Annotated in this window: 16 protein-coding genes; 2 read left to right on the top strand and 14 right to left on the bottom strand. The window is 29.2% G+C overall.

Annotation, left to right across the window (positions count from 1 at the left end):
• Window positions 1-16 precede the first annotated feature (16 nt).
• From CNEONATNEC86_RS01385 to agaV, 5 genes are all read right to left on the bottom strand, one after another.
• Window positions 17-1,177, bottom strand: a complete 1,161-nt coding sequence (locus CNEONATNEC86_RS01385) for an SIS domain-containing protein (RefSeq protein ID WP_058293519.1) — start codon at window positions 1,175-1,177, stop codon at window positions 17-19.
• Between the two features lie 115 nt (window positions 1,178-1,292).
• Window positions 1,293-2,039 carry a GntR family transcriptional regulator gene (locus CNEONATNEC86_RS01380; RefSeq protein ID WP_058293520.1) on the bottom strand — a complete coding sequence of 249 codons (747 nt, stop codon included), beginning with the start codon at window positions 2,037-2,039 and terminating at the stop codon, window positions 1,293-1,295.
• Between the two features lie 131 nt (window positions 2,040-2,170).
• Window positions 2,171-3,016 carry a PTS system mannose/fructose/sorbose family transporter subunit IID gene (locus tag CNEONATNEC86_RS01375; RefSeq protein WP_058293641.1) on the bottom strand — a complete coding sequence of 282 codons (846 nt, stop codon included), beginning with the start codon at window positions 3,014-3,016 and terminating at the stop codon, window positions 2,171-2,173.
• Entirely contained in the window at window positions 3,006-3,776 is a 771-nt protein-coding gene (gene agaW, locus CNEONATNEC86_RS01370) for a PTS N-acetylgalactosamine transporter subunit IIC (protein WP_058293521.1), read from the bottom strand. Before agaW ends, CNEONATNEC86_RS01375 begins: the two co-directional genes overlap by 11 nt.
• Before the next feature lie 29 nt (window positions 3,777-3,805).
• Window positions 3,806-4,282 (bottom strand): PTS N-acetylgalactosamine transporter subunit IIB, encoded by a 477-nt coding sequence (gene agaV, locus CNEONATNEC86_RS01365; RefSeq protein ID WP_125149617.1) that lies wholly within the window; start codon window positions 4,280-4,282, stop codon window positions 3,806-3,808.
• A gap of 315 nt (window positions 4,283-4,597) precedes the next feature.
• On the opposite strand from agaV, the gene nagA reads away from it, so the two are divergent.
• On the top strand, window positions 4,598-5,737 hold the full coding sequence (gene nagA, locus CNEONATNEC86_RS01360) for an N-acetylglucosamine-6-phosphate deacetylase (protein ID WP_125149616.1): 1,140 nt from the start codon (window positions 4,598-4,600) through the stop codon (window positions 5,735-5,737).
• Between the two features lie 35 nt (window positions 5,738-5,772).
• Here nagA and CNEONATNEC86_RS01355 read toward each other — a convergent pair whose 3' ends face one another.
• The 6 genes from CNEONATNEC86_RS01355 to CNEONATNEC86_RS01335 all read right to left on the bottom strand — a co-directional run bounded on the left by CNEONATNEC86_RS01355 (window position 5,773) and on the right by CNEONATNEC86_RS01335 (window position 12,359).
• Window positions 5,773-6,729 (bottom strand): N-acetylglucosamine kinase, encoded by a 957-nt coding sequence (locus CNEONATNEC86_RS01355; RefSeq protein WP_125149615.1) that lies wholly within the window; start codon window positions 6,727-6,729, stop codon window positions 5,773-5,775.
• A gap of 57 nt (window positions 6,730-6,786) precedes the next feature.
• Window positions 6,787-8,133: a carbohydrate ABC transporter substrate-binding protein gene (locus CNEONATNEC86_RS01350; protein ID WP_058293525.1), complete on the bottom strand. Its 1,347-nt coding sequence runs from the start codon at window positions 8,131-8,133 to the stop codon at window positions 6,787-6,789.
• Window positions 8,134-8,219: 86 nt separating this feature from the next.
• Window positions 8,220-8,375 (bottom strand): DUF6903 family protein, encoded by a 156-nt coding sequence (locus CNEONATNEC86_RS21975; protein ID WP_374116915.1) that lies wholly within the window; start codon window positions 8,373-8,375, stop codon window positions 8,220-8,222.
• A 25-nt stretch (window positions 8,376-8,400) separates the two neighbouring features.
• Window positions 8,401-10,560, bottom strand: coding sequence for a 1,3-beta-galactosyl-N-acetylhexosamine phosphorylase (gene gnpA, locus CNEONATNEC86_RS01345; protein ID WP_058293526.1), 2,160 nt, complete (start codon window positions 10,558-10,560; stop codon window positions 8,401-8,403).
• 11 nt (window positions 10,561-10,571) lie between these two features.
• The gene (locus CNEONATNEC86_RS01340; RefSeq protein ID WP_058293527.1) at window positions 10,572-11,459 is read right to left on the bottom strand and encodes a carbohydrate ABC transporter permease; all 888 of its coding nucleotides are present in this window, start codon (window positions 11,457-11,459) and stop codon (window positions 10,572-10,574) included.
• Between the two features lie 12 nt (window positions 11,460-11,471).
• Entirely contained in the window at window positions 11,472-12,359 is an 888-nt protein-coding gene (locus CNEONATNEC86_RS01335; RefSeq protein WP_058293528.1) for a carbohydrate ABC transporter permease, read from the bottom strand.
• 195 nt (window positions 12,360-12,554) lie between these two features.
• Here CNEONATNEC86_RS01335 and CNEONATNEC86_RS01330 point away from each other — a divergent pair, with 195 nt between their 5' ends.
• Window positions 12,555-13,418: an AraC family transcriptional regulator gene (locus CNEONATNEC86_RS01330; protein WP_058293529.1), complete on the top strand. Its 864-nt coding sequence runs from the start codon at window positions 12,555-12,557 to the stop codon at window positions 13,416-13,418.
• A 62-nt stretch (window positions 13,419-13,480) separates the two neighbouring features.
• On the opposite strand, the gene CNEONATNEC86_RS01325 is transcribed toward CNEONATNEC86_RS01330, so the two are convergent.
• The 3 genes from CNEONATNEC86_RS01325 to cdaA all read right to left on the bottom strand — a co-directional run bounded on the left by CNEONATNEC86_RS01325 (window position 13,481) and on the right by cdaA (window position 17,248).
• A complete protein-coding gene (locus tag CNEONATNEC86_RS01325) occupies window positions 13,481-15,088 on the bottom strand; it encodes an NAD(P)/FAD-dependent oxidoreductase (RefSeq protein ID WP_058293530.1) in 1,608 nt (535 codons plus the stop codon).
• A gap of 118 nt (window positions 15,089-15,206) precedes the next feature.
• The gene (locus CNEONATNEC86_RS01320) at window positions 15,207-16,424 is read right to left on the bottom strand and encodes a CdaR family protein (RefSeq protein ID WP_058293531.1); all 1,218 of its coding nucleotides are present in this window, start codon (window positions 16,422-16,424) and stop codon (window positions 15,207-15,209) included.
• On the bottom strand, window positions 16,397-17,248 hold the full coding sequence (cdaA, locus tag CNEONATNEC86_RS01315; RefSeq protein WP_058293532.1) for a diadenylate cyclase CdaA: 852 nt from the start codon (window positions 17,246-17,248) through the stop codon (window positions 16,397-16,399). The genes CNEONATNEC86_RS01320 and cdaA overlap by 28 nt, the downstream gene beginning before the upstream one ends.
• Window positions 17,249-17,281 lie beyond the last annotated feature (33 nt).

The following is a 17,281-nucleotide window of genomic DNA, read 5'->3' as shown; positions in this document are numbered from 1 at the left end:
ACCTTAACTCCTTGTCCTATTTGTATTGATGAATTACAACACCTTTAACAACTCTATTTACAGTTCCATCTGGCCTTGGATTATCTGGAGATATATTAAGTTTTAATGAACTTAAATATCCAAACATTTGACCAAATATCATATAGTTAAATACTTTATATATATTAGGTACACTTTCTCCATTTATGCAGATATAATTACTACAATTTTCTTTCATAGCTTCATCATTTTCATACGTAATTACTGTAAGTTTATGATTTCCTAAATCATTATGAATTTCTTTTATTAAATCAATATCATATAATTTTGTGTATTCCTCATTAGTTGCCATAATTATTACTAAAGTTTTATCATTAATTATTGATTTAGGTCCATGCCTGAATCCCAATACTGATTCACATACTGTAGTTACTTTTCCACTTGTAAGTTCAAGATTTTTTAATGCCATCTCCTGACATAATCCTTTTAGCATTCCAGAACCTAAATAAACAACTCTATCACATTCATAATCAACTAATTCTTTAACTTCTAGCCATCTATTGTCTAATATTTCTTCTGCTTGTAGTGAAACTATCTCAATAAATTCTTTATTTTTTTCTATATTTTCTATATCAAAAACAAGTAATGTTGCAAGAGTCATACAACTAAAAGAGCTTGTCATTGCAAAACTTTTATCATTAGATTTTTCAGGCATTAAAATCAACATATTTTTTTCATTATTTATACATTTTTTAGCTAAATCTCCATCCTTGTTGCATGTTATTACAATTTGAAAAATATTATTCACATTATTTTCAAATAAATCATATGCACCTATACTTTCTGGAGAGTTTCCAGATCTAGCATACGAAACTAATATAGTTTTAGTGTCTTTTTCTATATATTCTTTTGGATTGGAAACTATATCTGTTGTAGCAATTGCCTCAACTCTAGCATTTAATTTTTTATTTAATTCTAAAACAACTGTATCTCCAACATAATCAGATGTACCTGCTCCAGTTAATACAATTCTTGTATTTTCATCTACATTTTTATCTATGAATCTTTGTATATTTTCTTTTTGATCTAATATCAATTTATAAGTTTCTCTCCAAAGTTCTGGCTGCTGTCTTATTTCTGTTGCTGTAAATATAGCTTTTATTTTTTCTAGTTCTTCTAAACTTTTTCCAAAAATCATTTTTCTTCTCCTTATCTGTAATTTTTAATTGATAAGTTGTAATTTAAAAATATCTAAATCACAACTTATCAATTAAGAAAATTATATTCAATATAGATTAATATTCTTTATCGTATCAATCAATATTATCAGCATCATTTATTAAACAAACCCTATATTTAAACTTATCTCCTCTAGTAATACTTACTGTATACTCAATTATCTGTTGATTTTCATATGTAAGCCTCTCCACCTTTAAAGCACATTCTCCTTCTTTTATCTTTAAATATATACTTTCAAGCTTATTTACTAAGATAGGCCTAAACAATTCTTCTGCATATGTTATTTTAGTATGATAATTTTTATTGAAAACATCATACATAGAATTTTCTTCTAACATTTTTTTATTTAAATCTTCAAATCTGTTATATGGAAGATATGATATTTCATATATCATAGGTACTCCATCAGCTAATCTTATTCTAGCAATCTTATATACTAAATCATTTTCTCTTAATTTTAATTTTGATGCTATTTTTTCATCTAGCTCTACAATTTCAAATGTTAATATTTCTGTAGTAGGCACCTTTCCTTTCTTTCTCATATCTTCAGAGAAAGAATAAAATTTTGTTAGATTTTGTTCCATTGTACGTTCGGCAACAAAATTACCTTTACCTTGGATTTTATATATATATCCATTCTTTTGAAGATAATCAAGAGCCTGCCTCACAGTTACTCTGCTTAAAGAATATTGCTTACTAATTTCTCTTTCTGTATCTAACTTATCATTTTCATGCATATTTTTTTCAATATCTTCAATAAAAATATCAGCTAATTGTATATATAATGGAATTTTTGAATTCTTATCAATTTTTTGTTTCATGGTATGGCCACGCTCCAATTCTACAATATATTTTTACTTATTATATCATTTATAGTAATAAATATATCATTTTTCCAGGCATTAAATCAATACCAATTTCGTGCATAACCATACCAATCTTAAATTATATTTTATAATATAGCGAATCCTGTAAATTGTTGAATAGCTTTAGCTACTATTCCCATAATAACTGTAATTGTTATTAATTTAACTGGTGAATATCCCTTCTTTAACAACTTATACATTAACAATGTATAACCAAGAGCTAACATATTAGGCATTACAGCATCTAAAACGCCTTCTTGAACCTTAACTGCTGAATCTCCAACTGCTGAACCTACTGCAATTACCATTGTAGTTTTTAATTTTACCATTGAAGCTATTAATCCTCCAACAACTGTTAGACCAACAATTGATGCTGCATGAGAAATCTTCTTTGTTTGTTCTTTCAATGTAGCTATTGCATTAACGCCAGTATTGTATCCATATTTCATTAAGAAAAATCTTAAGAAGAAATGTAATGCATTAAATAAAATCAAGAATACAAATGGTCCTGCTATATTTCCTTCCATTGCAATTGAAGCACCAATACCTACGCATATAGGAAGTGCAGTCAACCAAAATAATGCATCTCCTATACCTCCTAGAGGTCCCATTGTAGCAACCTTTACAGCTCTTATTGTATTTCTATCTTCTTTATTTTCTTCCATAGCAAGTATTAAACCCATTATAAAATTAACTAAAAATGGATGTGTATTAAAAAACTCCATATGATCTTTCATTGATTTTGAAAGGTCTTCTTTATTTTTATGAATCTTTTTTAATCCTGGTAATAATCCATATAACCAGCCACAAGCCTGCATTCTTTCATAGTTAAAAGATGCTTGCAATAATAATGAACGCCACACCATTTTATTTAAATCACCATTAGTAATAACCTTTTTCCTTGAAGGGTCTTTATAAGTATTAGATTCCATCATCATATACCTCCTCTACCACTTTTTCTCTTGAATCACTATTATTTTTTGAGAAATAATCATATAAAGCAATACATACTCCTAGTAATGCTAATCCTAAAATTGGTAAGTTGAAATATGTTACTAATAAGAATCCTAAAATCATAAATCCAACATATTCTTTCTTTAACATTATCTTTAATAACATTGCGAAACCTATTGCTGGCATTATTCCACCGGCTACTGATAGTCCATCTATTATCCATGTTGGAATTGAACTTACAATAGCTGCTGCCTTATCAGCACCTAATAATATTGGTAAAAAAGCTATAGTAAAATAGAATATAAATAGCACTACTAGTCCTAAATAATTTATTCTTTCGATTCCTGCTGTATCGGCATCTTCACAATACTTGTCCGCTTTATGCATAAAGAAAGAAAAAGCAGTAAATAGTAATGTTATTGCAGCTTGTACTGCTACAGCAAATGGTACAGCTATACCAATAGCTGCTTGTGCATCTAATTTGCCTAAAATAGCTATACTAGTTCCTATGATTCCCCCTATAACAACATTTGGTGGTTGTGCTCCTGCAAGTGGTACCATACCCATCCAAACAAGTTCAAGTGATGCTCCAACTATAAGTCCAGTTTTCATATCTCCTAAAATCAATCCCACTACAAGGCCTGTTACTATTGGTCTATGAATATGTGTTAATCCATCAAACATATCCACACCTGCTATACCAGCCCATAGCCCTATTAATAGCGCTTGTACAAACATAAAGTTTCCTCCTTAAAATTAATTCTTATTTAAATATGTTTATAAATATCTTCATCAATATTTTCATCTGGTACTCTTCTTATTTCTAATGCTATTCCTAATTCTTTTAATTTTCTAAATGCTTCTTTATCCTTTTCATCTATTGAGACTGTTGATGAAATTTGTTCCTTACCTTCTGAGAAATGCATATTTCCTATATTTATCTTGTCAATTGGTACATTACCTTCTGCTAACCTCAAAGCATCTTGTGGATTTCTTACTACTAGAAAAATCTTTTGTCTTGGTGCTGCCTTATGAATTACATCAATTGTCTTTTGTATAGAAAAAAATCTAATTCCTATAGCATCCGGTATTACCATTTCCATCAGATTTTGTTGTACCGGATCTTTGGAGACTTCATCATTCGCAACTACAATTAAGTTTGCACCTAGATGATTCACCCAAGTTACTCCCACTTGTCCATGCACAAGTCGATTATCAATTCTTGTTAATAAAATATTAGGCATAAAACCATTCCTCCTCTTTTATTTTGGTATTAACCAATTTATATTTTTATTTTATATCCAGTTATATAAGTTGTCAACATTTTCACAAAAATTTTTTTAAAAATTATTTTTACTTCTAAAACCAGATACTATGCGCAATCTTCTTAATATATTCCTTATATTTTTAATTTGAAATAATGGTTGCCTCAATCTTATTTATAAAACATATAAATTTTTCCTTGAAAACAGTATTATGCATGTTCTATAATTAAAATATACAATTGGATAATACCAATATTGAAGTTTCAAATATATGTAAAATTGGAGTGATATAGTATGTTAATAAAAAATTGTAAAATAATTAAACTAGACCATATCGAATTAGGATCTGTTCTTATTGAAGATGGAAAGATACAAGAATTAAATCCCGCAAATTATGAATGCAATGAAGTTATTGATGCAAATGGCTTATTTTTGTCACCAGGCTTTATAGATATACATATTCATGGTGCTGGAGGCTATGATACAATGGACGGAACTGTTGATGCCATTGATTCTATATCAAAAACAATAGTCAAGCACGGAACAACTTCTTTCCTTCCAACAACAATGACAGTTTCTATTGAGCAAATAAATAAATCAATGCATGCAATAAAGGAATTGAAAGAAAAAGGCACTTCTGGTGCTCAGGTGCTGGGAGCTCATCTCGAGGGGCCATTTGTAAGTCCTTCTGCAATAGGTGCTCAAAATCCAAAATATCTTCTAGCTCCTTCTATAGAGACCTTTAATGAAATGACTGCCGAATGTGAGGATGTTGTCGTATCAATAACATTAGCACCAGAATTAAATGGAAGTTTAAATCTTATAAAGCATTTATCTAAAAAAAATATTAATTGCTCATTAGGACATACAAGAGCTACATACGAAGAAACAATGGAAGCTATAGATGCTGGTGCTAATCATTCTACTCATCTTTATAATGCAATGCCACCATTTAATCATAGATCACCTGGCATTATAGGTGCATTATTTGATAGTTCTAAAATAACCATAGAAACAATATCAGATGGAATCCATATTTCTTACCCAGCATTAAGAATAGCTTATAAACAAAAAAGCTCTGATAAATCTATTTTGGTAACAGATGCTATGATGGCCTGTTGTATGCCTGATGGTAATTACACACTTGGAGGTCAAGATGTTATAGTTAAAGATAATGCAGCAAGAATTAAAACAGGATCATTAGCTGGATCAGTTCTAACATTAGATGCTGCTATAAGAAATGTTTATAATAATTGTAATATGCCTTTATATGAAGTTGTTAAAATGGCTACTTATAATCCCGCAAAATATTGTAATGTATCAGATCATAAAGGACTAATAAAAAAAGGCTATGACGCAGACTTAGTATTATTTGATGAAAATATAAATGTTAAGCAAGTATTTATTAACGGAAAATCTATTTTTAATGCATAATAAAATAGAGATATGCAGATTATTTCTGCATATCTCTATTTTATTAATTCTATATAATTATCTGGTAATTCATTATCTGATAGTAAATAAGCTAACAATGCAGCTCCATGCCATGGTTTAAGTTTAGGCTCTATTAATATACATTCTATTTTGTCGTTTTTTAACATTTCCTTTAAAGGATTTAATATAAATTCTCCAGCTTTAAATACTCCACCACTATATGAAACTAAAAATCCATTTTCTAGATTCAATTCATTTTTCAATACTTTTATATGAAAAAATAATTCTTTAGCTGCCTCTTTAAATATATTTCTACAAGTCTCACATCCAGCTGATGCCGCTAAATAAGCTATTTCGGAAAATTTAGCAATATCTGTTCTAGAAAATTTTAATCTATTAAATGCTATGTCAACAATTTCAAAATAATCTTTTATATTATATTCTTTTTCTAATGTATCAACTAGAACAGTCTTTTCATTTCTGCCATCTTTCTGTTTTGTATATTCATTCAATATCTTTAATCCAATCCAGTATGCACTTGCATCATCACCAATGCCAGGTCCCCATCCTCCACATCTAGCTTCATTTCCTTTTTTATTTCTTCCATACGCTATACTTCCTGTTCCAGCAACAATGTTTATACCTTCTTTACATCCCGTTCCAGCTGCCCATCCAACAACAGAATCATTTCCAATAACGTAATTAATACCATCAAAAACCTTCTTAACCGAATATTCTATATCTTCAATATCGCTTTTACTTTCTCCATATCCAGGTATACCTAAAAATGCATATTCAATTTCATTCTTATTTATACATCCCTTCTCACAAATTAACTCCAAATTTTCATTTAAAACTTCAATTAATTTTTCTTTTCCAATTTGATGAATATGGGTTGTACCACTTTCTACATCACATATAACTCGTAGTTCTTGATTTATTAATAAATACTTAGTCTTAGTTCCACCACCATCAACTCCTAAAAAGTACATAATCTCTCCTTTCTTACTTAAAAAGGGAATATAAATATTCCCTTTTTATTAATAGATTTATTTGATTATTGCTTCTCTTAATTTAGCACTTGTTTCTTCAAGTGATTTTTCCCAATCTTCTACTGTTTTATTTCCAGACATGATTGAATCTATAGTTCCAAGATAAATATCTGTCCAGCTTACGCCTTCAACAGCATTAGTAGCTACAAATCCACCCATTATAGGTAATGCACCATTGTCATATATTTTAAATAACTCTACTTGTAATGGATCTAAATAATCATTAGCAATTTCAATGGCACCTTTAACTGGTACAACTGCTTTTGCATTTTCAGCTATAATTTTAACTGCTTCATCACTATACATATAAGCCATAAATTCTTCTGCTAGTTCTTTATTAGCAGCATCTTTAGGAATATACATTTGTTCAAGGAAACTTACAGAATATTGTTCTTTTCCATTTTCAAATGCTGGATATGGCATGAATCCCCATTCAAAACCTTTACTTCTTGGTGCATCCTTCATTTCATCTGGAAGCCAAGTTCCATTTGGTATAAATAAAGCTTTATTATCTAAAATTAATTGTTGATTCTTTGTGAATCCTTGATTGTTTGCATTTGCAACAACTGATGGTTCTAAGTAATCCTTAAGTTTTCCAACTACACCTAAAGCTTGCTTAGCTTCTTTTGATGTCCACGTACCTTCTTCATAATTATAAGCCTTATTAACTAAATCTAAACCACCAGCACCAGCGAGTAACGCAGGGACTGCACAATCAAAATATCCACTTGTTGAGTAAGTAAATAATGATATTCCATCATTTTTAGCTTTATCTCCAAGAGCAAACATTTCATCCCAAGTTTTAGGAACTTCATATCCCTTTTCTTCAAATAAATGCTTGTCATAAAACAATCCTGTTGGACTATAAAATAAAGGTGCTAAATATGTCTTTCCATCTCCGTATGGATTAGTAGCTGATGTATCTAAAAATCCTGGTAAAATTTTTTCTCTTACAGTAACGTTTTCACCTGGTACTTTCTTATCAAGTACTCCTGTTAAATCACTTAAAGCTTGGTCTTTTATAAATGTCTCTGTTAATGCGTCAGGTCTTCCAGTTGCTAAATAAACTAAATCTGGTATATTTCCTGATTGTATTTGTGGACGAATTACCTCTTCTAAATTTGAAGCTACTGTAAGTTCAACTGTAACTCCTTCATGGCTTTTTTCGAAATTTTCTTTTAATTTGTCCCAATAAACTTTTCCATATCCACCTTCAAAGGCAGCTATTTTTAATACTTTTCCTTCTGCTGTATCTTTTGATGCCTCACTATTACTTCCGCACCCAATTAACCCTGAAACCATCATTAGTGATGCAAGCATTGTTGCTATAATTCTCTTTTTCATTCTAAATCCCTCCTAATTTTTTATTTATATTTATTTTTTATAGTTCACATTGTCTATTAAATATTAAAATATTATTTAATTCATTGTTATTGGTACTGTTTGTTATACAAATAAATTTCTGACAATATTCCTATTAGCCCAACAAACATCATTGCAAGTCCAAAATAGTTTGTTATGGTTCTACCTTTAATGACTAGAAATAAGCTTATAATAAAAGTTATTAAGTATATTATCTTTTTCATATAATCATCTCCTATAAACGAAAGATTATTTTATTTTGAACCATCTTATAGCTGCTGGTTCTAATTCTATTTCAAATGCATTTTTAGAACCCTCATATACTTTTGTTTTTTGTTTCTCATTAGAGTTATTAATAACAGCATATTTGTTAGATTCTATGTATGCCGATACTTCACAATAAATATTGTCACAATACCATTCCTTTAAATGTTCTTCTTTGTTTGCAGCATAATAACATGATCTCATTAATATTCTAGCATTCTGTGATGAATACGGAAGCCCTGCAATGTATACTGCTCTACCTTTTCCATATACATTAGCGGCCATCATTACATCATCATTTTCTATTTCTATTATTTCTGTACTGTCAGAATTAGCATATATATTCTTAACACTTTCTCCAAAATCAAGTTCAGAATTTATATCTTCAGTTATAAAATGCTTTTCAATCTTTGTCTTAAAATATTTATCTGTACTTAATGAAAATCCAAGTTCTTTATCTACACCAAGCGCATCTGCCATTTGAAAGAATCTTCCTCCATTTAACATTGCTGATGGTTCACCAATTCCTACAAATCCTCCACCATTAAAGATCCATTCTCTTAAAGTAACACTTATTTTTTCATCAATCCATTTTTCTCCACCACTAAATGCAGTTCCTGAATCTCCAGCATTTATTATTACATCAACATCGCTAGATATTCCATTTTCTTTTATATCATCAAAGCTTATAAACTCTACATCGAAGCTCATTCCGCTTAATGCTTCTATAACTCCAAGATAAGTATATATTTGTTTATACCAAAGTGAATGTGCCACCATATGTGTTTGCCAAGTGCGAAGTTTCCCCCAGCAATTTAATATTGCTACTTTCAGCCCACAATATGGTTTAACGTTATTTATATTGTCATATATTTCTCTAAATTCATCACAAACTTTTCCAACATATTCAACAAAATCAGGAAATTTATATGCAAGTGATAAATATCCACCGTATCCTATTCTATCTACAGGTTTTCTCATTATCGCTCTTCTTGCTGTTAACCAGTTTTCTCTAGCTTCTATAATAGGATCATTACCTTCAAAAAATGTATCTGGAAAGAAGTATGGCAAAAAACGTCCTTCTGTATATTTAATCCCTGATATATCAGATATCATTCTAAGAGTTGCACCATTCCCAACAGATCCTACTACTGCATCCAATCCTATATTTTCAAAATATTTTCCGTAAGGTTCAGTTCCAATCCACGTGTCTCCTAAAAACATCATTGCTTCTCTACCATGCTCATGAACTACATCAACTAATTTCTTTACATTATCTGCAACAAACTTTTGTTGAAAATCCATATAATCTAAGTATGCTTTCTTAGGTACTCTAAATGGCGAATTATAATATCCTTCATCTATAATGTCTTCCGCCCTTAATTTGTAACCCTTTTCTTTTTCAAATTCTCTTAAAGCCTTTGCACTTACACTTGAAGAATATCCAAACCAATCAACATATTTCTCTTTTTTTAAATTATTAAATACTAAAGCAAAGTGATAAAAGAAAGTGGTAAATCTAACCACGCTAGTTCCTGGATGTTCATCTAACCAATTATGCATAGCTTCAACTATATGCTTGTTAGTATTTTCATTTCTAACATCAAAAGGAATATCATGTGGTTTGTCATTCCAATCATTAGTTATATGATTATACATCTGAGTTGGATCCCATATACAATAAGCTAAAAATGAAACTGTATACTCGTGCCATTCTTTAGTACCATGTACTATAACTTTTTGTCCTTCTTCCTTATAATCCCAGTTATTTGTATCAACGACTTCATTTGTTGTTCTATCTATAACTTCCCAGAATTCTTTGATGTCATTTTTTATATCTGGCTGAACTTGTTCCTCAAAATACCCGTCCATAATAGATATTTCTAATACATCACTAGTTGCTAGGTTATGTCTGCTCATTAAATATGTCTGCTGAAGTTCATCCATATGTTCTTCTGCCCAGTTATTGTCTCCACGACTTACAAAATATGTCGAATATATCTTTTCTGCTAAACCTTCAATTTCAGGTGTTAGCTTAAATCCATCACAGTCTCTAATTGCATCCGCTCCCCATTTTTCTAATATTTCACATGTTTCTTTTATAAAATTATCATCTGTTGGAATAGTTATTCTTCCTTTACTCATTTTTTTCCTCCTTATTCTTTGACCCCGCCAACTGTCATTCCTTCTGTTAATTTCTTTTGAACTAAAATATATAAAATTATTGTTGGAATCATAACTATAACAAGTCCAGCATACATAGCACCATAATCAGTTGCTGTTTTTTGTACTTGCATTAAGTTTATGAGTCCTAATGGCAACGTTTTTGATTTATTTGGTAAAAGTGTTAATGCTATTATATATTCATTCCAAAAGGCTAAGAAATTAAATAATATAACTGTAATTATGCTTGGTTTAGCCATTGGTATGATTACATGAATTAATGTTTTTAACTTACTACATCCATCAATATAAGCAGCTTCTTCATATGATTTAGATAATGTTCTAAAATAATTTATCAATAGATATACAGTAAATGGTATTGCTGTTGCTGCATAAACTATACTTACTACTATTCTGCTATCCAAAAACACTGTCATACTCGACGGTAATGCAAAAATATTTTTGATAAACTTTTCACCATCAAGTATTAATAAAAATATTGGGACTACTATATAATTTACATTTACAAATAATCCTGCTGTAAATAAAGCACTTATTATTTTCTTACTTTTAAATTCAAATCTAGCTAACACATAAGCTGCTGGTATAGAGACTAAAAGTAATATAATTAAAGCTAAAGCTGTTATAAATACAGAATTCAAAAAGTACTCTCCCATGTTTGCTTCTACAAATGCCCTTCTAAAATTTTCCAAATAAATCCCTTTTGGTAATGACCATGGGCTTCCATAAAATTCTGTTTTATGCTTTAATGATGCCAAAAACGCCCATCCAAGTGGAATTATTATGCTTAATGCAAAAGCCCATAAACAAAAATACATAAAGAACTTTACTAATTTCTTTTGTAATTTATTATCATTCATAAAATTCACCTCTTAAAACTCTATTATATCTCTTTGTGTTATCTTATTAATAACTAATGATAAGACAAATGAGAATATAAACACTACAACACCAATTGTCATACCATACCCATAAGAAGAATTACTATAAGCCTGCTTGTACATATAGCTTAAAAATACTTCTGAAGATCCATCCGGACCGCCAGAGGTCATTACCTTTACAAATAGAAAGCTCAAATTTATTGTACTTATTACAAAAAAAGTTAAAGTAGTTCTTATTGTATTCCAAACCAATGGTAACGTTATCTTAAAAAATTGCTGTACTGCAGTTGCACCATCTAAGCTTGCTGATTCATATAAACTTATAGAAATTCCACTTATACTCGACATGTACATAACCATATAGTATCCAATAGCTTGCCATATCATAGCAAATGCAATACACCATATTACAACTTTCTGATCACCTAGCCACATTCGAGTTAATGAATTTAGATTTAAAAAATTTAATGTTGAATTTACTATTCCTTGATTAGGATCAAGTATTGCTGAAAAGATTGCTGAAATTACAACTACAGATAAAATATTAGGGAAATAAAAGATTATTCTGAAAAAGTTTTTAAATTTTGTATCTTCTCGTACTAAGATTGCCGCAGATATTATAGCCAGAATCATAGTAACTATTGTTACTATCACTAGTAAAAAAATTGTATTTTGAAATGACTTCAAGAAATTGCTATCTTTCAACAACATCTTAAAATTATCTAATCCAACAAATTTTTTATTATTTACAAGTCCGCCCCATTTGAACATAGACATCCAAAATACATTTATTGTTGGTATAATCATAAATATAATAAACAGTATTACTGCTGGCGCTAAAGATAATCCAATAAAAGTCTTGTTTCCTTTATTCTTCACGTTTTTCCCTCCATTCTTTATATGTTTATGATATTACTTTGTAATCATTTGCACAACAAGATTGTTGTTATATTCTTTAGTTATATTGCTATAATATCATTTTACTTTATTTATCTATATAGTATAATAATTGTATAAAAACCAATAAGTAGCACAACGCAATAGTCCTTGAATCTATAAAGTAAGAGGTGTATTATGGGAAATATACGATATTTAATTGATGATAAAAATTTCTCTGATTTTAATTTCGAATTACTCTATATAACTAAGTCAAAGTTTGAAAACGATTGGCATAGCACAGCTCATATTCATCCTTTCATGGAAATATTTTTTATTACAGAAGGAAATGGTGCTTTTCAATTAGAAGATAGTATTGTTAATGTTAAGGAAAATGATTTAATAATAATAAATCCAAATTGTCTTCATACAGAAAAATCAAATTTAAATGATTCCCCTCTTGAATATATCGTTTTAGGAATTGGTAATTTTTCTATCAACTTTTTTAATTTAAATAATACAAAGTTTTCACAATCTGACATTAAAACTTATCATATAATAAATTTTAAAGAAAATAGTTCTAACATACTTAATCAGTTAAATCTAATAATTGATGAAATCAAACTTAAAAATTACAAATATGAAGTTGCTTGTAAAAGTATGCTTTCTCTATTTATATTGAATATATTAAGAACAACTCCCTCAGTGTCAATTCTTCAAAATGAAAAAAAGAACTTGAACTTAGAATGTGCTAAAATAAAGAATTATTTAGATGCACATTATTCAGAAAATATAACTTTAGAAACTTTATCAACTCTCTCATACATGAATAAATTTAGTTTAATACATACATTTACAAAACAAATAGGAATGTCTCCTATTTCTTATTTAATTGAGAAAAGAATTAATGAAGCTAAAAGTCTACTTGAGACTACTAATTATTCGATTAAAGATATAGGCTCAATTGTTGGTTTTTCAAATTCATCATACTTTAGCCAAATGTTTAAAAAACAAACTAATCTTTCTCCTAAACAATATAGATTTCAAAAAAGTTCTTACTAGAAATAAAATTATCTTAGAAAATAAATAAAGCATATATTTTTAGTACATGCTTTATTTATTTTCTAAGATAATTTAGAAATATTAAATTTTTTAATTATATATTCAGCCGATTTCATACCATCAACAGCTGCCGATATTATTCCACCTGCAAATCCAGCGCCTTCCCCTGAAGGATATACTCCTTCTACATTAATACTTTCAAAATATTCATTTCTATTAATTCTAACTGGAGCTGATGTCCTTGTTTCAATCCCTGTTAAAACTGCATCTTCCCTACCATATCCTTTGATTTTTTTATCAAAGTCTACTACTGCTTCTTTTATTGCTTCTACAACATATTCTGGTAAGCATTGTTTTAATTCCTTAAATTCATATCCTCTAGTATAGCTAGGTGTTACTTCTCCTAATTTAGTTGACGGTCTATCCTTAATAAAATCTCCCAATAATTGTATTGGAGCTTTATATTCTCCACCACCTAATTTGAATGCTAAACTTTCATAGTATCTTTGAAATTCCATTCCTCTTAAAGGTGAATTTCCTTCAAAATCGTCTGGGGATACTGTTACTACTAATGCTGAATTCGCATTTTCTAAATCTCTCGCATGATAACTCATTCCATTTGATACTAATCTTCCATCTTCTGATGCTGCTGCAACTACAACTCCACCTGGACACATACAGAATGAATATACAGCCCTCTTTAATTTCTCACTCTGATAAGTTAGTCTATAGTCTGCTGCCCCTAAACGAGGATTATCATAAAAATCACCATATTGACTAATATTTATCATTTTTTGTGGATGTTCAATTCTGACCCCTACAGCAAAAGGCTTAGCTTCCATTTCTATGCCTTCTTTATGTAACATTTCATACGTATCTCTTGAACTATGACCTATTGCAAGAACTAAAGCTTCACAAGGTATATTTTCGCCATTAACAACAACACTATCTAATTTTCCATCAATTATTTGAATTTTTTCTAATCTTGAGTTAAATCTAACCTCACCGCCTAATGACTTAATTTCTTCTCTTATATTTTTTACAACACCTTTTAATAAGTCTGTTCCTACATGGGCCTTACTTTCATATTTTATTTCTTTTGGTGCTCCAGCTTTTATAAACTCATCTAATACAAATGAGCACCTAGGATCTTTTATTCTAGTAGTTAACTTTCCATCTGAAAATGTTCCAGCTCCGCCTTCTCCAAACTGAACATTAGATTCTAAATTAAGTTTTCCAGTCTCCCAAAACTCATCTACTGTCTTAGTTCTATTATCTACATCTTCACCTCTCTCTAATACAATAGGTTTATATCCTTCTCTTGCTAAAACTAAAGCAGCAAAGATTCCTGATGGTCCAAACCCAACGACTATAGGTCTATGATTAAGTTGTTTATTTCCTGGAATTAATTTCTCTAATTCCTTTCTTTCATCTATTTTTATATCTTTGTCATGAAGCTTTGATAATATCTTTTTTTCATTATTGCAAAAAACATCTACACAATATTTAAATTTAATATCATTCTTTTTTCTTGCATCTAAACTTTCTTTTATCAGCTCAATATTCTTAATATTATCTTTTGATATTTTTAGTTTTTTACAGACTTTTCTTTCTAAATCATTAAAATCTTCATCTATATTTAAGTTTAAATTATTTATTCTTATAGCCATATGAATCTTATTCCTTTCTAAAATTATATAATAATTATATTAGAAAAATTATATCATAAAATAACCACAGTATATAAATACTGTGGTTATTTTAATTATTTTTTTATGGTATATAATCCTATACTTTCTTTTTTAGTGTAACTTCTGCATTTTCAACACTTATTACAGTAACACTATCATTATTTGTTTTTACTTCTGGAGTATATGTGAATGTACCCTCTTCTGTAATATCAGCTAGATTCACAGTCACCTGTATATTTTCTGCATTAACTTTATCTAATTGATCTTTTAGCCCATGTAAATTAACTTTTACACCTTCAGTAGAATTTTCTAATATAAATCCTTCAGGTACATTTATATAATTAACATTTCCAACTACTTCCTTGGATACTGGATCTTCTTTTACTACAGTAAATTTTACATCAACCGTATCACTAGCATCCTTTAACGTAATTCCATCAGGAACATTTAATTTCAGTGTAAGTGTATTGGTAGATGTCAAGTTTGATATATCTATATATTCAGTATCTATTTTATCAATAGAATTTAATACATCATCATCTCCACTTATATTAACAGTCGCTTTACTCAATTCACTTTTTTCCAATACATATCCTTCTGGTAATGTTCCTGTTGTCCTTATGTTTATTGGAACAGATTTCCCATTTTTAACCGTTACTATTAATTGGGCATTTGTATTACTTGGTTCTAATCCAGTTACTTCATGTCCTGCTTCGTCTAAAAATTTAATTTCATATGTTTTACTGAAATTTGATTGTATATCTTTTTCTTCTCCTAATAAAACAGCCTTAGATATTTTTTCCACCTGACTTTTTCCCCCTGAAACCGAAACAGTTCGTGGATTTATGGATTTGCTATTTTCATAAATATGATCTTTATATGATAATTTAACCTCTGAAATAATATCAAAGTTCTTACTTATATATTTCTCTAACATAACTTTAATTCCTAAGAATCCATTATTTTTAATTGTTACATTTTCCGGATATGTTATTATTTGAACCGGAATAGTATTTTCTCCTTCTCTGAGTGCATATGTTTCCATATCAGCTACTATCTTAAAATCATCTTTTTTTACTTTAGACATTTCACTAGAAGGCCCCTCTAGTTTTAAATCGACTGTAAATTGCTGATCATTAACCACAGAAAAATCTGAATTTTTTAAAATATCTGTATTAACTAGTTCTACTGGTACTTTTTTAATTTCATAAGTTCTAACTGGATTTTCAACATTAGAGATGTATAACCATAATCCAAAAGACAGAAGTATACATACAAGTTTAACAATTAGTGTTTGGTTTTTACCTTTATCCACGAACTCACCTTCTCTCTAGCTGTTTTTACAGTTTTATCACTTCTCTTTTCTATTATTTTAGACAATACCATTTTTAATTTTTCTTTATCATATCCTCGTGTCAATTTACCATTAATAGCCAATGAAATAGTTCCTGTTTCTTCTGAAACAATAATAATTAATGCATCTGATACTTCTGACAAACCGATCGCAGCTCTGTGCCTAGTTCCTAGCTTTTTATTTATATTTACATTATTTGTAAGTGGCAGAACACAGCCTGATGCTAGTATTCTATTATTTCTAATAATAGTTGCTCCATCATGTAGTGGTGTATTTACCACAAAAATATTTTCTAAAAGATTTGAGGTTATATTTGCATCAATCAAAGTGCCTGCTCCTATTACCTCATTAAGACCTGTACTTTGCTCTAATACCAATAATGCACCTGTTCTGCTTTCAGATAAATTTTGTACTGCAGTTACAATTTCATTAATTGTTGTATCTACTAACTTTTTATCATTTACATGAGAAATATCATCAAAAGCAGTTCTTCCTAAATGCTCTAATGCTCTCCTAATTTCAGGTTGAAAAATTATAACTATTGATAATACTCCTATAGTTAGTGTTTTATTTAATATAAAATACAACATATCTAACTTAAGTATATAACTAATTGGTATAAGAAATCCTATTAAAACTATGCCTTTTAATAATTGTTCAGCTCTTGTTTCTTTAATCAAAGTATAACCTTTATAAAAAATATATGATACCACTAAAATATCCACTACTGACCAAATTGACATATTAGATAAACTTTTACTAACCATACTTATAATTTCTTGCACTTTGTTCACCTCTTTTCTTTACACTTAAATTAT

This window comes from Clostridium neonatale, from assembly GCF_900465025.1.
Taxonomy (GTDB): Bacteria; Bacillota; Clostridia; order Clostridiales; family Clostridiaceae; genus Clostridium; species Clostridium neonatale.
The sequence above is the reverse complement of the archived record's forward strand: the minus strand, read 5'-3'. Positions and strand labels throughout refer to the sequence as shown.

Excerpts from the sequence above, each read along its gene's own strand:
- nagA (WP_125149616.1), top strand. The coding sequence starts at position 4,598 with ATGTTAATAAAAAATTGTAAAATAATTAAACTAGACCATATCGAATTA.
- CNEONATNEC86_RS01325 (WP_058293530.1), bottom strand. The coding sequence starts at position 15,088 with ATGGCTATAAGAATAAATAATTTAAACTTAAATATAGATGAAGATTTT.
- CNEONATNEC86_RS01380 (WP_058293520.1), bottom strand. The coding sequence starts at position 2,039 with ATGAAACAAAAAATTGATAAGAATTCAAAAATTCCATTATATATACAA.
- CNEONATNEC86_RS01355 (WP_125149615.1), bottom strand. The coding sequence starts at position 6,729 with ATGTACTTTTTAGGAGTTGATGGTGGTGGAACTAAGACTAAGTATTTA.
- CNEONATNEC86_RS21975 (WP_374116915.1), bottom strand. The coding sequence starts at position 8,375 with ATGAAAAAGATAATATACTTAATAACTTTTATTATAAGCTTATTTCTA.
- agaV (WP_125149617.1), bottom strand. The coding sequence starts at position 4,282 with ATGCCTAATATTTTATTAACAAGAATTGATAATCGACTTGTGCATGGA.
- CNEONATNEC86_RS01350 (WP_058293525.1), bottom strand. The coding sequence starts at position 8,133 with ATGAAAAAGAGAATTATAGCAACAATGCTTGCATCACTAATGATGGTT.
- gnpA (WP_058293526.1), bottom strand. The coding sequence starts at position 10,560 with ATGAGTAAAGGAAGAATAACTATTCCAACAGATGATAATTTTATAAAA.
- CNEONATNEC86_RS01385 (WP_058293519.1), bottom strand. The coding sequence starts at position 1,177 with ATGATTTTTGGAAAAAGTTTAGAAGAACTAGAAAAAATAAAAGCTATA.
- CNEONATNEC86_RS01340 (WP_058293527.1), bottom strand. The coding sequence starts at position 11,459 with ATGAATGATAATAAATTACAAAAGAAATTAGTAAAGTTCTTTATGTAT.
- agaW (WP_058293521.1), bottom strand. The coding sequence starts at position 3,776 with ATGTTTGTACAAGCGCTATTAATAGGGCTATGGGCTGGTATAGCAGGT.
- CNEONATNEC86_RS01375 (WP_058293641.1), bottom strand. The coding sequence starts at position 3,016 with ATGGAATCTAATACTTATAAAGACCCTTCAAGGAAAAAGGTTATTACT.
- CNEONATNEC86_RS01330 (WP_058293529.1), top strand. The coding sequence starts at position 12,555 with ATGGGAAATATACGATATTTAATTGATGATAAAAATTTCTCTGATTTT.